Consider the following 14,185-nt stretch of genomic DNA (forward strand, 5'->3'; position numbering starts at 1 on the left):
AGTTTGTTCCTACCTACAAACGTGAGATAGGCTATGTGTTTCAACAAGCGGGTCTGTTTCCTCATTTGTCGGTGGATGATAATTTGGAGTTTGGTCGTAAACGTATTGCCTATAGTGAGCGTAAAGTCGATAAGCAAGCTATTTGCGACTTACTGGGAATCAGTCATCTGCTCGCTCGCTCAACGGTGAACCTTTCAGGGGGAGAGTGTCAGCGAGTGGCGATTGCACGGGCGTTGCTCACTTCTCCTAAACTGCTGCTTATGGACGAACCTTTATCGGCTCTAGACAACCGCTTAAAAGCTGAGATCCTTCCTTATCTTGAGCGACTTCATCAACAGCTCTCAATCCCGATTATCTACGTCACTCACAGTGTTATTGAAGTGGCTCGTCTTGCTGAACACTTGGTGTTGTTTGAACAAGGGAGGGTGATAGCAAGTGCGCCAGCAAAACAGATTATGGCAGATCCAAAGTTTGAATCCATGTTTGGTGATGAGATGGGTAGCGTATTCGAGACACAAGTGAAAAGTCATGAACCTGACCAGCTAACTGTTTTAGACGCAGGAGATGATGTTGAGCTTGTTATCCCTCAGCATATTGGTCAAGTTGGCGAGCGCTATCGCTGTCGAGTGCTAGCATCGGATGTGAGCATTACACTGACACGCCCAGAGCAGAGCTCAATATTAAATTGCTTGCCAACCACCATCGTGACAATTGTGCCTGCAAGTACACTAGGAGAGTCTAGTGTGGTGCTTGAACTTGCCAATCAAAGTCGACTGATTTCGTTAGTCACATCGCGCTCGGTTGACCAACTTCAGCTCAAGCCTGCCCAATCGGTGTGGGTGCAAATTAAGTCGGTTGCAATATGTTAGTTGGGAGTACGATAGATGATTGAAGAGTATGAACTTGAAGCGTTTTGGGCTCCTATGGTTAATGCCTATTGTGGCTGCCAAACTGCGCAGCCACCCTATATGGGCTTGTCGCCAACTAAGTTTGAGCAGGTATATCAAAAGCTAAATAAAGCAGGCTTAGTTGTGCAGTTGCCCAAGCACAAAACACCGCAGCGAGATACTTACCAACTGTTGTTTTCAATGCGCGACGTGGAACATAGCCAACTCGTTGATTTGCTCGAGTCATATGTAAATAGAACAAGTTGTTACTACTCAGAAGCCATATTGGTTATCGCCACGACTTGCCTTGGTTCCAGTCATCTTTGGTCAGACTTAGGTTTACCAGAGAGGAAAGTCTTAAGTGAAATGATTCGCTTCTATTTCCCTGAGTTACATGCAAAGAACCACAACAATATGCGCTGGAAGCGTTTTTTCTATCGTCAGCTGTGTGAATCGGGTGGAGACTATGTTTGTCGTTCTCCGAGTTGTGAAGAGTGTAGCAGCTACGCTGAATGTTTTGAGCCGGGAAAAGCGTCTTGAGAATGTTGCTCCTTGTGACTGGCTTAGTCATATTTCATTAACTGTATATGGAACAAAACGGTGAAATTTGATCACTATTTGTGAATAGGGACAATTTATTCACTTTAAACGGCAATAATCGCACTACAAAATTAGATTTAAGGCTTATTACTGCTAATTCTTGTGAGGCCGCTATCAGATCTGTGCTAAAGGTGGCTTAAATAGCTCAATTGACATTGAGTATGTATTCACTTTCTACGCAAATCTAATATCGATGTTTAATTTTCTCCTATATAAATCGCTCATATTTGGATATTTAATCCATCAGTGACTAATTATCCTATTTTTATCTAATCTCTAGTGAATTTAGAACTTGATTCTAATCACACTTAGGTTGATTTAATTACCTTAGTATCATTGCCAACCAAGACTAATAACACCCAATATATATAAGTAACCCCTACGTAATATAAATATAATTCTTGCGTGAAATAGAAGGATAAAAATCGACATGAGTGGCATCATTAAAGTTTCAAGAAACACCGAAAAAGCACCAGTTTCTGAATTATCTACGCAAAGCGTGGCGTTTTCTCACTACAACAATATCTCTGCGCAGTTGCCTATCGATCCTGCGTCAGGTGAAATTGTGGTTGGAGATGTGAAAGACCAAGCGAAACAGTGCTTAAACAATATTAAGGCGATTGTTGAAAGTATTGATCATGTCATGGATGACGTCGTTCGTATCAATGTTCATTTGAAGAACATTGCAGACCTAGAAGCCGTGGATGAGGTGTATGCGAGCTTCTTCCCTAATTTGCTACCAACGCGCACAACGGTTGCAGTAGATGCGCTTCCATACGGTGACGCTTTAGTGCAAATGGATGCACTTATTTCTAACGGTGAAGGTACCGCACCTCAAGAGCCTTGTCCGCTAGTTAAGCTATCTCGCAACAGTGAAAAAGCGCCGCTAAGCCCTCTATCTACTCAGACCGTTGCGTTTTCTCACTACAACAATATTTCTGCTCAGCTTCCTATTGATGCTGAAACAGGCAAGCTTGTTGAAGGTACAATTCAACAGCAAACAGCTCAGTGTTTGAAGAACATCAAGGTAATCATGGAAAGCATTGATGTGCCATTTGATGACATCGTAAAAGTAAATGTTTACCTTAAAGATCTTGCTGATATGGACGCGGTCAACGAGGCTTACAGCACATTCTTCCCTGATTCATCTATCGCTCGTACTCTAGGCTATGTGCCAGCGCGTACTTTTGTTTCGGTTGCTGACTTGCCAATGGGCGCCAAGGTACAGATTGATGCTGTCGTATCACACGGTGATGGCACACCACCACAAGAAGTCGAAGATAGACATGGTATTGTGATTAGAGCGCACAACACTGAAAATGCGCCGATCAATCCTCTGCATACTCAGACAGTGGCATTCTCGCACTACAACCATATTGCGGCTCAATTGCCTATGACTGCTATGGCTCCAGAACTGGTTGCTGGTGGCGCTAAAGAGCAGGCGACACAATGTTTAGACAACATTAAGGCGATTGTTGAGAGCATCAACCATGTAATGGACGACATCGTGAAGGTGAATATCCAACTGCGTGATATGGCAGATTTGGATGCGGTTAACGAAGTTTACACGACTTACTTCGAGGGCGAGCTTCCTGCACGCACTGTGGTTGGCGTGTCTGAGATTGCGATGGGTGCACGTGTTCAAATTGATGCAGTTGTATCAAACGGTGAAGGCACTCCACCAAGTAAATAATTAGCTAAGTTATTCTAGTTGAAAAAGTGCACTCTAATGAGGAGTGCACTTTAATAAAATCATTCCAGGATAAACTGGGCATAATTATTCCGGTTTCATTCAATGAAATATAATTGGCAAGCTAACTGTTCAATGATTGCCAAAATACAAACATAACCTTTCTTTAGTACATCTACATAAATAAAAAAGCTTCGGCTTACAAGCAAACCAAATAGACCCTCTGTTTGGTTTAATCAATTATAAATATAATTAACGTGGAAAATTCATATGCGTATAGTACTTGCTTTAGGTGGTAATGCCCTCTTAGCCAGAGGCGAGGCATTAACTGCAGAAAACCAACGTGAAAACATTAAGAAATCGGCTGAAAGTATCGCAAAAATTGCCCAGCAGCACGAGATTGTTATCGTGCACGGCAATGGTCCTCAAGTTGGGCTGTTGATGGAGCAAAATGCGGCTTACCAAGAGTATTCACCAGAAACGACCCCTTACCCAATGGACGTACTGGGTTCCCAAACTTGTGGCATGGTTGGCTACATGCTTCAGCAAGAGCTTAAGAACGTAGACCAATCACTTAGCATTGCGACTTTGGTTACTCAGACTGAAGTTGAGGCCACTGACCCTGCATTCCAGAACCCAACTAAGTTTGTTGGCCCTGTTTATACTGAGACGCGTGCTAAAGAGATCATGGCGGCGAGTGACATGGTGTTTAAGGCTGACGGTGAATACTATCGCCGTGTGGTGCCTTCGCCTATGCCAAAAGACATCGTAGAGCTAGAGCAAATCACTACCTTGCTTAAAGCTAACAATCTGGTTATTGCTTGCGGTGGCGGCGGTGTACCTGTGTGTTTCGATAACGGCTACAGTAAAGGCGTAGAGTGCGTAATTGATAAAGACTTAACGGCAGAGCTTTTAGCAGAGAAAATCAACGCAGATCTGTTCATTATTTTGACTGATGGCTCTATCTACCGTAACTACGGCAAGGAAGACCAAGCAGAGATGAAGCAAGCGACTCCAACCGTGCTAGCTGAGTTTAATTTCCCTGCGGGCTCAATGGGGCCAAAAATCGAAGCGGTGTGTAAGTTTGTGAACAATAGCAAAGGTGATGCTGCGATCGGATCTCTGTTCGAGTTAGATAGAATTCTAACTAATGAGGCTGGAACCTTAGTAACTAAAGGCGATGGGATCGTTTACTACTAGGCAATGAAATACGCCGTAAAAAGCAAAAGGTGTCGATTGAGCAATACGCCAACGGCACCTTTCATTTATTTGCCAAGGACTATTTAATGTGGGCGTTTTGGACCGTTGCGCACTAGATCTTGGCCTGTTTGGAATACCTCTTCTGTTACCCAACGTCCTAGTACCAGTTGGTGTTTGTCGTCTAGAACGGCAACAAATCGGCGTCCGTCGCTGTTGTTGGTCGCTAGTACGACACCCGCTGCATTGGTTAGACCTAGCATGCCGCTCTCTACAGCAACTAAGAATGATTCAAGCTCGTTAAGATCAGCAATAATTCTGTCGTCATTGATCATATGGTTTATCTCTTGTTCAGTACTTTGCCTCATCGAAATCAACGATGGGTTTAATCTTTGGCGCTACTTTAACGATCATAGTGGCGAAATGCTACTCCCGAGCGTTTTCTGTTGTCCATGCTGTAACCGTTTAATCCAATTATTGACCATTCACACCCTGTTTTTCCCATTTATCGCATAGTGCTGCCAGCTTTATTCAGCAGCGTTAATCTTCCAACATCGAAACAGGCAGGGAACATTCACATGAAAACAGTAAAGTTAGTTAGTCTATTTAGCCTTGGTTTATTGGTCACATCTAATGCGTTTGCCGCACCGAGTGAGTCGTTGATTGCGGAATACAATCTTGCAGCTCAAGGCGATGAAGACAAGGTAGAACAAGTCTACCACCAGCTCGATACGCAAATTGCTCAGCAAGGGGCCGATCCGTTGAGTTTAGTCTACTTGGGCAGCACACAAACTTTAATGGGCCGTGATGCTTTTATGCCGTGGAATAAGATGAAGTACACCGAGCAAGGGTTGGCAACCATTAGCAAGGGATTAGATCTATTAAATCAGCAACAGACGCCAATCGAGCAGCAAGAATTTCGTCAAGGTTTACCTGAGTCGCTACTGGCTAAGTCGATTGCAGGCACAACATTTACCTCTTTGCCTGACATGTTTAACCACTTTGAGCGTGGTTATGACATCTTTCTAGACCTTCTTGCTGATGAGTCATTTACTCAGCAACATTATGACGCTATTTCATGGGTTTATATCTACGCAATCCAAGCGGCGCTGCGCGCAGATGATAAACCGCAAGCGGATGAATGGCTAAAGCAGATGCAACAACGTAATGCGAATCATCCAATGACAGTTCAAGCGCAAACCATTATAGACTCAGCGGCTTAAGGTGGCATTATGATTGTTTTTGAGCAAGTAAGTAAGACCTATCAAGTAGGTCATCAGCAGGTTGATGCGCTTAAGCAGGTCAGTGGAGAAATCACTAAGGGTGAGATGGTGGCACTGTGCGGCCCGTCAGGTTCAGGCAAAAGTACGTTACTGAATATTCTTGGCCTGCTTGATATGGACTATCTGGGCAAGATTGAGCTTAATGGCATGGCTTACCCAAAAGACACCATCAAAGCAGCGCAAATGCGCCGTAGCCAGCTTGGTTTCGTTTTCCAAAAGTTTAACTTAATACCGGTTATGACCGCATGGGAAAACGTCGCCTATCCCTTGATGCTTAATGGCTGTTCTCTGCAAGAGCAGAAGCTCAAAGCGCTGGAGATCTTAGATAGAGTCGGCCTCAAAAGCTTTGCCGAGCATAGACCGGATAACCTATCTGGTGGTCAGCAGCAACGTGTCGCTATTGCGCGCGCGCTCGTTCACAAGCCACAAATGGTGATTGCTGATGAACCAACTGCCAGTTTAGATAGTCACACGGCTGCCGTGGTGGTGGAGTTAATGAAAAGCCTTGGCCATGAACTTGGAACCACGTTTATTGTTGCGACTCATGACCCTCGTATGGCACGTCACTGTGACCGAAGTATCGACCTGTTAGATGGCGCGATTAATCAGGAGGCGATGAAATGGGCAAGTTAATTCCACTCTCGTTGCGGATTGCGTATCTCAACCTGTACCGTAACAAGCGCCGCAGTCTGCTCTCTGTGTTGATCATCGCCATTGCGATTTTTGCACTCACTTCAGCGGGCGGCTTTGGTTTGTATACCTATGACTCATTGAAAGAATCAACCGCGAGAGATACTGGGCATCTAACCTTAAGTCAGCCAGGCTATTTTGAGATAGACGAAGAGATGCCACTAGCGAACGGTATTGCTGACAGTAGTCTGATTACTCAGCAGCTAATCGCCAATGAAAAGGTGCGTGGCGTACAACCGAGAATTGAGTTTACTGGTTTGGCTTCGAATGGCAGTAAATCGACCATTTTTGTCGGTACTGGCGTCAATGAACGCGAGTTTGACATGAAAGGGCCGTTCTTAGATGTGCGTGAAGGAAAGACCTTATCGAGCATTCAGTCTTCGCGCTATGACCCGAGCGAGCCTGAAGTGATGCTCGGTGTAGATTTAGCGCGCAACCTTAATGTGTCTACTGGAGATTGGATAACCTTACTGGCGACGACTAGTGATGGAGCGCTTAACGCTTATGACTACAAGGTGCGTGGTATCTACTCGACAGGCGTACCTGAACTCGATAAGCGTCAACTTTACCTGCATATTCAATCAGCACAAGAGCTACTGAGTAGCGACAAAGTCAGTACTTTATCTGTGTTCTTGTTTGATACCGAGCAGACATTGGCGATGAAAAACTGGGTCGAGGATAAGCTCGCGAGTGTCGATCTTAAACAACCCATCGAGGTGACTCCTTGGCAAGAGCGGGCGTTTTTCTATACCAAGGTTAAGGATCTCTATGACCGCATCTTTGGCATCATGGGAGCAGTCATGGCGCTTGTGGTGTTTGTTGCCTTGTTTAACACCATGACGATGTCGGTGACCGAGCGCACCAGAGAGATTGGTACTTTGTCTGCGCTTGGCACTTATCCTCGTGAAATCGTCTCAGGGTTTGTGCGCGAATCGGCGCTACTCGCTGTAATCGGTTCGGTGATTGGTGGGGTACTGAGTTTGGTCGTGAGCTTATTGCTCATGGTTGTCGAGGTGCAAATGCCGCCACCTCCGGGTCGAACGGAAGGTTACCCGCTCAATATCTATTTTTCGCCAGAGTTGCTCGCTGCGACAACATTGGGAGTTTTGATTATTTGCGTGTTAGCGGCTTGGTTGTCGGCATCAAAAGGCGTCAAGAAGCCAATTACGGAGGCACTGATTTATGTTTAACGGTTTAAAGAAGGTTCTATTGGCAACTGTGGTCGGCTTCATTGCTTTGCCTGCGGTGGCAGATGATGTTGCGAGTATGGTCAAGAATGCTGACCGTTATCGCCTTGATAGCAGCGCAGCTAAAGTGGTCTCGTTAGTGAGCTTGTACGAAAACGAACAGCTAGATAAAACCCGTGAGTACAACGTCTATACCCGTGAAAATCGCGAGTCTTTGGTGCTGTTTAAATCTCAAGTTGAGGCAGGACAAAAGATGTTGATGCTCGGTGATAATTACTGGTTGCTGATGCCTAAGAGTCGTCGCCCAATCCGAATTACCCCGATGCAAAAGCTACTCGGTGAGGCCTCAGTTGGCGATATTTCAACCCTGACTTGGAGTGAAGATTACCACGCCACTTTTGTCCAACCAGACCAACTAACGCTTGGCGAGCAATCGCTAGCGGTGAACCATTTACGCTTAAGAGCCACCACCAAAGGTGCCAGCTACGCCAAAATCGAACTTTGGTTAGATGAGAGCAATGATTTCCCAGTCAAAGCGGATCTCTACTTGCGCTCTGGCAAGTTAGCCAAACAAGCGTTGTTCACCAAAGGTGAGCGTGAAGGAGAGTTGAGAGTGGTCGCTATGACACTGCTTGATCAAATTCAGCCAGCGAAAAAGACGGTAATTGAGTACAAGCAGGTCACACCGTTTGAGCTAGAAGATAAGTACTACAATCCCGCTTATTTAACCCGTAATGCGTTGTCGGAGTTGTAAATGAAACCAAGCCTAACGTTATTGATCGCAATAGGGCTGGTTGCGCCTTGCGTGGCGGATGAAATCAGTTTTGATTGGGACTACACCTTGAGTGCTAACACCAATTCACACCGTGACTCAGACTTACTTGGCGAAGCTGAGAGAAGTCGCACTGAAACGGTTGATGCCCTAATAGATTTGCAACTGCAAGGGTATGGCTTCACGGGTCTGCTTGCGGCGAAAGGTAGCAAGTTGTATAGCTCAGACTCATCTCAATCATTTGATGGTGACCTGATTGCCCAGGAGCTATTTTGGCAAGGCGGTATCGATCTTTTCAACACGCCGGTTGACCTAACTCTTGGCAAAGTCCGCCTTGATTGGGGCGTGGGGTACGGATATCGTCCGCTGGATGTATTCAAGCCCTATCGCAGAAACCCGGTCGGTATTCAAGTTGAAGAGGGAACGGGCGTTGCTATGGCGTCATACTTCGATATGTCGGGTGAGTGGAGTTTGGTCTATAGCGACTCTTCTTGGACTCAGCAACAAGGCAGCCAATTAGAAGAGGCTTCTGAGCAGCAGGGCTTGGGTATTCGTAGGTATGCGCTGTGGGGAGATAGTGAATGGCAACTGCTGGGTTACTATGATGACGTTCGTCAGGGGCTGCTTGGCGGCTCATTTGTTACCGTACTCGATGATGCTTGGTCGATACACGCTTCGGCACTGTATCAGCGTAAGTACAACCGCTACGTTCAGAGTACAGTGAATCAGCCGGTCGAGCTGGATAAACAGCGCGATGGTTATCAGGGGCTTATTGGCCTGAACTGGGCAAATGCAGTGGGCAATAACATCATTTTAGAGTATTGGTATGACAGTCGCAGTTGGAGCAAAGGAGAGTGGGAGAACGCATATGCGAGTGTCGATACCCTTTCTCAAAACCCTGCGTTGGTACCGCTTGGCTCGTCTTACGCCCAAGGGTTAAATCATGCCAATCTGGTTCAGCATAACATTATGTTCCACTGGTCATTAGATTCGTCGAGTTGGAGTCAGTGGTCTTGGTCAAACAAGCTGCTTTGGCTCGACAATTTAACCCCCACTTTTGATTTGCTTTACTCGCCACAAGATCAAGGTGTGATTGCTACTCAGTGGTTAGACTATCGAGTCTATGACTCAGGCTCTGCATCGTTTTCTGCTGAACTCGCTGCTCGTTTTATGACGGGGGACGATGAGTCGGTGTATGCAAATTTGTCAGATAAGCGTATGATTTTTCTTAATCTAAAAGGAAGGTTTTGATGTCTGGATTTACATTGGATCGACGCAATGCCATCAGCAGCTTTGGTTATACGACCGTTTTTTGTGCAGTAATTGCTGTTGTCACGCAAACTATTTGGCCAGATCCGTACTGGAGACATTTAGTGATCAGCTTAGGCTATGGTTATAGCTCAGTGGCGAGTTCACTTATCATCAGCCGTTTGTGGCCCCAGTTGAGTAACCCTGTCGTGACAGCCATGTCTCTCTTTTGTGCCATGGTGTTGGGAACGTTTAACGCTTATCTTTGGCTCAGTCGCTACGATGACTTCAGTGACTTTACCCAGATGAAATCTGTCGCCATTCTTGGGTTTATCTTTTCCGTGACCTGCTTCTTTTATTTCTATACTCATGAGCAGAAACTTCTTGCACAGAAAGAGTTGGAGAAGGCCAAACGTATTCAATCTGAGCAAGAGAAAGCGCTCGTGCTCAGTCAACTTCGTCAACTACAAAGCCAAATTGAACCGCATTTCTTGTTTAATACTCTCGCTAACGTTAATGCGCTGATTAGCCATGATCCAAAAACGGCGCAGCATATGTTAGAGAAGTTGACGGAGTTACTGCGCGGTACGCTGAAAAACTCTCGCCAAGCTATGTCGACCTTAGGCAATGAACTTGAGCTAATTGACGCCTATCTAGCGATTCAGCAGATCCGAATGGGGCAAAGGTTGAGCTATCAGATTGACAGAGATTCTGGTGTAGGATTTGCGAATGCTGCCCAGAGTAGTGGTCATGGAATAGGTTTAGAGAACACGTGCGAGCGATTGAAAGCCCTTTATGGTACTGATGCTAGCCTGACGATTAAGCAGGCTGTTTCGGGCGGCGTTCAAGCGGTAATTAGTGTTCCGCTAGATAAATTAGAGGCGCGATAGGAAGGTTAAATGACGATCAAGGAGTACAGTGCGGTTATCGCCGATGATGAACCTTTGTTGAGGCATCATCTCAATAAGATGCTTGCCGATTGCTGGCCGCAATTGAATATCGTCGGTCAAGCGAGCAATGGTCAAGAAGCCTTGGATATGATCGAGCGCTTTGCACCAAATATCGTCTTTCTTGATATTAAAATGCCACAAATGGATGGCATGGCAGCGGCGCGAGTAATGGCCAAAAGCTCGAGTTCTACACAGGTCGTTTTCGTCACCGCCTATGATGAGTATGCCTTGCAAGCATTCGAAGCCAATGCAATCGACTATCTTCTCAAGCCTCTGTCTGAACAGCGTTTAGAGCAGTGTATCACTAAGATAAAACAACGTTTTGAGAGTTCCGCTCAACCCGCACAACCGGATATGGTGGCCTTGCTCGATCAGATCCAACAACTTGGCCATCAATCACAACCCAATTACTTGAATTGGATTAGAGCGAGCAAGGGTGAAGATATCCACGTGATTTCTATTGCTGATGTGCTCTATTTTAAGGCTGAAGATAAGTACGTGTCGGTGTTCACCAAGGAAGAGGGAAGAACCGTTGAATACCTGCTTAGGACTTCGCTAAAAGAGTTGATTCAACAACTCGACCCGAATAATTTTTGGCAAATACATCGCTCTACCATAGTGAATGTTTCAGCGGTCGAGAAGGTCAAAAAAATCATCACCGGAAAAATGGAGGTGATTATCGGTGACGTCAAACTTCCCGTCAGTCGAGCGATGCAGAACCAATTTACCAGTTTATGGTGATAGGAATATCAATTTGCTGTGCCATTTATGGTGAAAAATCATAGGGAAGGGTTATGCTTAAAGCTATTAAGGGTTCTCTGGAGCAATATTGATGGCCGAAAACAAACTCTACTATGTTTATGATCCTATGTGTGCCTGGTGCTGGGGTTACAAACCCGTTTGGCAACAGATCTGCCAGATCTTAGAGGGTAAGATTGAAATCCAGTATGTGCTCGGAGGACTCGCTCCAGACTCAGATACCCCGATGCCGAAAGAGATGCAGCAGCAAATTGCCTCGTACTGGAGAAGAATTGAAGAGTATTTGGGCACCCAATTTAACTACGATTTTTGGACCAACAACGTACCAAGGCGCTCGACTTATCCGGCGTGCCGAGCTGTGTTGGCTGCTCGTAAACAGAGCGCAGAGAAGCAGATGCTCACTGCGATTCAGACTGCTTACTATTTAGAGGCGAGAAACCCGAGCGATAGCGATGTGTTGATCGACCTTGCTGATAGCATTGGGCTTGATGCGACACGTTTTGAATCCGACTACGGTTCGGTCACGTTGAATCAAGAGTTTATGCATGAGCTCGATTTTGCCCGTAGTATTGGTGGTAATAGTTTCCCGTCGTTATTTTTTGAATCGACGGCAGGTATTATAGAGCTTCAGGTTGATTACCAATCGGCGCAAACTACGATAGGTCAGATAGAACAACTTATCTAGCTAAAAAACACCGAGCCGAAGCTCGGTGTTGTGTTATTAGAAGGGATCTTAAACCTCTACAGTCAATAGTCGACTTGCGCGTGGTGGAATTGAAACATTTAACCAGCCGTTAGAGGCGTTGAATCGTTCTCCACAAATCTGACCGACTAACGCTTGGTCGAGAATATCTGCTCGCCATACTGGAAGTTTGCGGTGCAGAGTCTTCTCGCTCAGGTTGAATGCACACAACACAGTGTCAGTGCTTAGTTTACGGGCAAATACAAAACACTCCTCATCGTGGTGGATAGGGATGTAGTCGCCGCTTTGCAATGCAGGGTGAGCTTTTCTCAGCGCTATAAGATTCTTAAACCAATCAAGGTATTCGGAGTTCTCTACCTGATCCCAAGGCATAGTGCGGCGGTTGTCAGGGTCATGGCTGCCCTTCATTCCAAGCTCAGTGCCGTAGTAGATGCAGGGGGTACCCACATAGCTAAACAGCAGCACGCTGGCGAGTTTAAACAGGCGCGGATCGTGTTTGACCAACTCAAGGAAGCGCGCAGTGTCATGGCTATCAAGCTGGTTGAGCTGGGCTAGCTGATTTTGCCACGGCAGTTTGGCTCGCGCTTCTGCTTGCCAATCAATGAACTCACTAATACTGACGTCGATTGGGTCAAACGCAATATCCAGTTTAGCTAATAAGGCTCTTACTGGATGGGCAAAACCGTAGTAGTTCATTGCGCCATCCTCTTGATCTCCTTGCAGCCATTGAGTCGCTTCAAAGAAATGTTCTCCAAGCACGTAGCAATCTGGATTGACTTGCTTAGCGGAATCGCGAAATGCCTTAACGTAATGGGCGTTATTGGTCGCACCTTCTCCTTCGCCAAGCATGTGAATCACATCAAATCGCCATGCGTCGATCTTATAGGGTTCTCGCAGCCAGTGTTTAATGACAGCATCATCGCTTGCATAAATGTAGTCTTTCACTTGTTGGTTGCGGAAGTTGAGCACGGGTAGAGAGCGACTTCCTTTCCAGCATACATAGTCTTGGCTATCGCCATTGAAGAAGTAGTAATCTCGATAGGGTGATGTCGGTGACTGATATGCGCCAACCCCCTCTTGTAGTCCTTGCAAGTTAAACCACGGGTGTTCGGTAGAGGTATGGTTGAACACCGCATCAAGCATGATTTTCATGCCACGATCACGCAGTTGCTGGCAAAGGTCGGCAAAGTGCTCATTGGTACCAAGATGTGGGTCAACTTCTAGGTAGTTTGAGGTATCGTACTTGTGGTTACTCGGCGCAGTAAATATTGGGTTGAGATATAGCGCACTCACGCCCAATTGCTGCAAATAGTCAAGTTTGCTTTCCACGCCATACAGGTCGCCACCGTAAAACTCGCATCCACCATTGCCATTGTGGGAGTCTACCGGTTCTCCCCATTGTTTGGTTACCACAGGTTTAGTGCCGCCAGACACCTTGTATTCCCCCTCAGTTACGCTGATTTCAGGTTTGCCATTGCAAAAACGATCCGGGAATATCTGGTAGAAGACCTGTTGCTCGACCCATGATGGTGGGCGATCGGCAATGTTGTACTTGAAGTGGGTCTCTTTGGGTGGGATACGTGTCGAAACACCTTTGGCATCGAGCCAGTACTGCTTGGTTTCAGTTAGCAGTTTAAATACATAGTGAGTGATGTCGCGGTCATGGTTGACAGAAAAGTCGGCTTGCCAGAAATTAAGATGCTTGCCACTTTTTGTCAGGGTCATCTCGACCAAGTACTCTTCATTATCGGGCTCGTGACGCACCATGACTTTATCAAAAGCCATCGATTTTTCTGTCACCAAAGTCACTGATAAAGTGTCGTCTTTAATGGTTAGCCAGTCATGAGATTGACCGTGATAAATAAATGGAAGTGACTTCATCTTAACCTCTGCATTGCTTGAGATTGTCTAAACATAGGAAATGCGTTGCCAATGGGGCAAGGTCAATTTCAATTCGTGCTTGTTGCTGCTCAACGTTGAGCGTGTATGTTCGTTGGTTAAGCTTATCTGCTAATGGATAGTTGCCGTCACTAAGCTGCCACAATTGAATCAGATGTTCTGGGATGATTAGCTCTATACGCTTGGAGTGTTGGTCGCTAAAGTTGGTCGCAATGACGATAACTTGCTCGTCGTCGGAACGCGCGAAGGCGTAGAGTTTGTCTTGCAACTCTGCGAAATTATCGAAGTTAGCAGCATACAAATCATGGTACTTTCCGCAT

15 protein-coding genes are annotated in these 14,185 nt (G+C 45.9%); 12 read left to right on the forward strand and 3 right to left on the reverse strand.

Annotated features, from left to right (window positions below; translation table 11 throughout):
- The 4 genes from modC to arcC all read left to right on the forward strand — a co-directional run.
- The coding region (gene modC, locus QTO00_RS08255; RefSeq protein ID WP_331424215.1) for a molybdenum ABC transporter ATP-binding protein at positions 1 to 869 on the forward strand (869 nt) is incomplete at its 5' end.
- A gap of 15 nt (positions 870 to 884) precedes the next feature.
- The gene (locus tag QTO00_RS08260; protein WP_331424216.1) at positions 885 to 1,427 is read left to right on the forward strand and encodes a nitrogen fixation protein NifQ; all 543 of its coding nucleotides are present in this window, start codon (positions 885 to 887) and stop codon (positions 1,425 to 1,427) included.
- Between the two features lie 490 nt (positions 1,428 to 1,917).
- Positions 1,918 to 3,180 (forward strand): RidA family protein, encoded by a 1,263-nt coding sequence (locus QTO00_RS08265; protein ID WP_331424217.1) that lies wholly within the window; start codon positions 1,918 to 1,920, stop codon positions 3,178 to 3,180.
- Between the two features lie 267 nt (positions 3,181 to 3,447).
- On the forward strand, positions 3,448 to 4,377 hold the full coding sequence (gene arcC, locus QTO00_RS08270) for a carbamate kinase (RefSeq protein WP_331424218.1): 930 nt from the start codon (positions 3,448 to 3,450) through the stop codon (positions 4,375 to 4,377).
- Between the two features lie 83 nt (positions 4,378 to 4,460).
- Here arcC and QTO00_RS08275 read toward each other — a convergent pair whose 3' ends face one another.
- A complete protein-coding gene (locus QTO00_RS08275) occupies positions 4,461 to 4,709 on the reverse strand; it encodes a hypothetical protein (RefSeq protein ID WP_038204477.1) in 249 nt (82 codons plus the stop codon).
- A gap of 243 nt (positions 4,710 to 4,952) precedes the next feature.
- Between QTO00_RS08275 and QTO00_RS08280 the strand changes: the two genes are divergently transcribed.
- From QTO00_RS08280 to QTO00_RS08315, 8 genes are all read left to right on the forward strand, one after another.
- Positions 4,953 to 5,597 carry a hypothetical protein gene (locus QTO00_RS08280; RefSeq protein WP_331424219.1) on the forward strand — a complete coding sequence of 215 codons (645 nt, stop codon included), beginning with the start codon at positions 4,953 to 4,955 and terminating at the stop codon, positions 5,595 to 5,597.
- 9 nt (positions 5,598 to 5,606) lie between these two features.
- Positions 5,607 to 6,290: an ABC transporter ATP-binding protein gene (locus QTO00_RS08285; protein ID WP_331424220.1), complete on the forward strand. Its 684-nt coding sequence runs from the start codon at positions 5,607 to 5,609 to the stop codon at positions 6,288 to 6,290.
- Positions 6,278 to 7,537 carry an ABC transporter permease gene (locus tag QTO00_RS08290; protein ID WP_331424221.1) on the forward strand — a complete coding sequence of 420 codons (1,260 nt, stop codon included), beginning with the start codon at positions 6,278 to 6,280 and terminating at the stop codon, positions 7,535 to 7,537. The genes QTO00_RS08285 and QTO00_RS08290 overlap by 13 nt, the downstream gene beginning before the upstream one ends.
- A complete protein-coding gene (locus QTO00_RS08295) occupies positions 7,530 to 8,288 on the forward strand; it encodes an outer membrane lipoprotein-sorting protein (protein ID WP_331424223.1) in 759 nt (252 codons plus the stop codon). Before QTO00_RS08290 ends, QTO00_RS08295 begins: the two co-directional genes overlap by 8 nt.
- Positions 8,289 to 9,557, forward strand: coding sequence for a hypothetical protein (locus QTO00_RS08300; RefSeq protein ID WP_331424224.1), 1,269 nt, complete (start codon positions 8,289 to 8,291; stop codon positions 9,555 to 9,557).
- Entirely contained in the window at positions 9,557 to 10,444 is an 888-nt protein-coding gene (locus QTO00_RS08305; RefSeq protein ID WP_331424225.1) for a sensor histidine kinase, read from the forward strand. The genes QTO00_RS08300 and QTO00_RS08305 overlap by 1 nt, the downstream gene beginning before the upstream one ends.
- Positions 10,445 to 10,453: 9 nt before the next feature.
- Complete coding sequence (locus QTO00_RS08310) at positions 10,454 to 11,245, forward strand: LytR/AlgR family response regulator transcription factor (protein WP_331424226.1); 792 nt, start codon at positions 10,454 to 10,456, stop codon at positions 11,243 to 11,245.
- Between the two features lie 91 nt (positions 11,246 to 11,336).
- A complete protein-coding gene (locus QTO00_RS08315; RefSeq protein WP_331424227.1) occupies positions 11,337 to 11,948 on the forward strand; it encodes a DsbA family protein in 612 nt (203 codons plus the stop codon).
- 48 nt (positions 11,949 to 11,996) lie between these two features.
- Here QTO00_RS08315 and malZ read toward each other — a convergent pair whose 3' ends face one another.
- Positions 11,997 to 13,847 (reverse strand): maltodextrin glucosidase, encoded by a 1,851-nt coding sequence (gene malZ, locus QTO00_RS08320; RefSeq protein WP_331424228.1) that lies wholly within the window; start codon positions 13,845 to 13,847, stop codon positions 11,997 to 11,999.
- 1 nt (position 13,848) lies between these two features.
- On the reverse strand, positions 13,849 to 14,185 hold a 337-nt coding region (locus tag QTO00_RS08325; RefSeq protein WP_331424229.1), incomplete at its 5' end, for an alpha amylase C-terminal domain-containing protein.

It is taken from the genome of Vibrio sp. M260118, from assembly GCF_036533755.1.
Classification (GTDB): domain Bacteria; phylum Pseudomonadota; class Gammaproteobacteria; order Enterobacterales; family Vibrionaceae; genus Vibrio.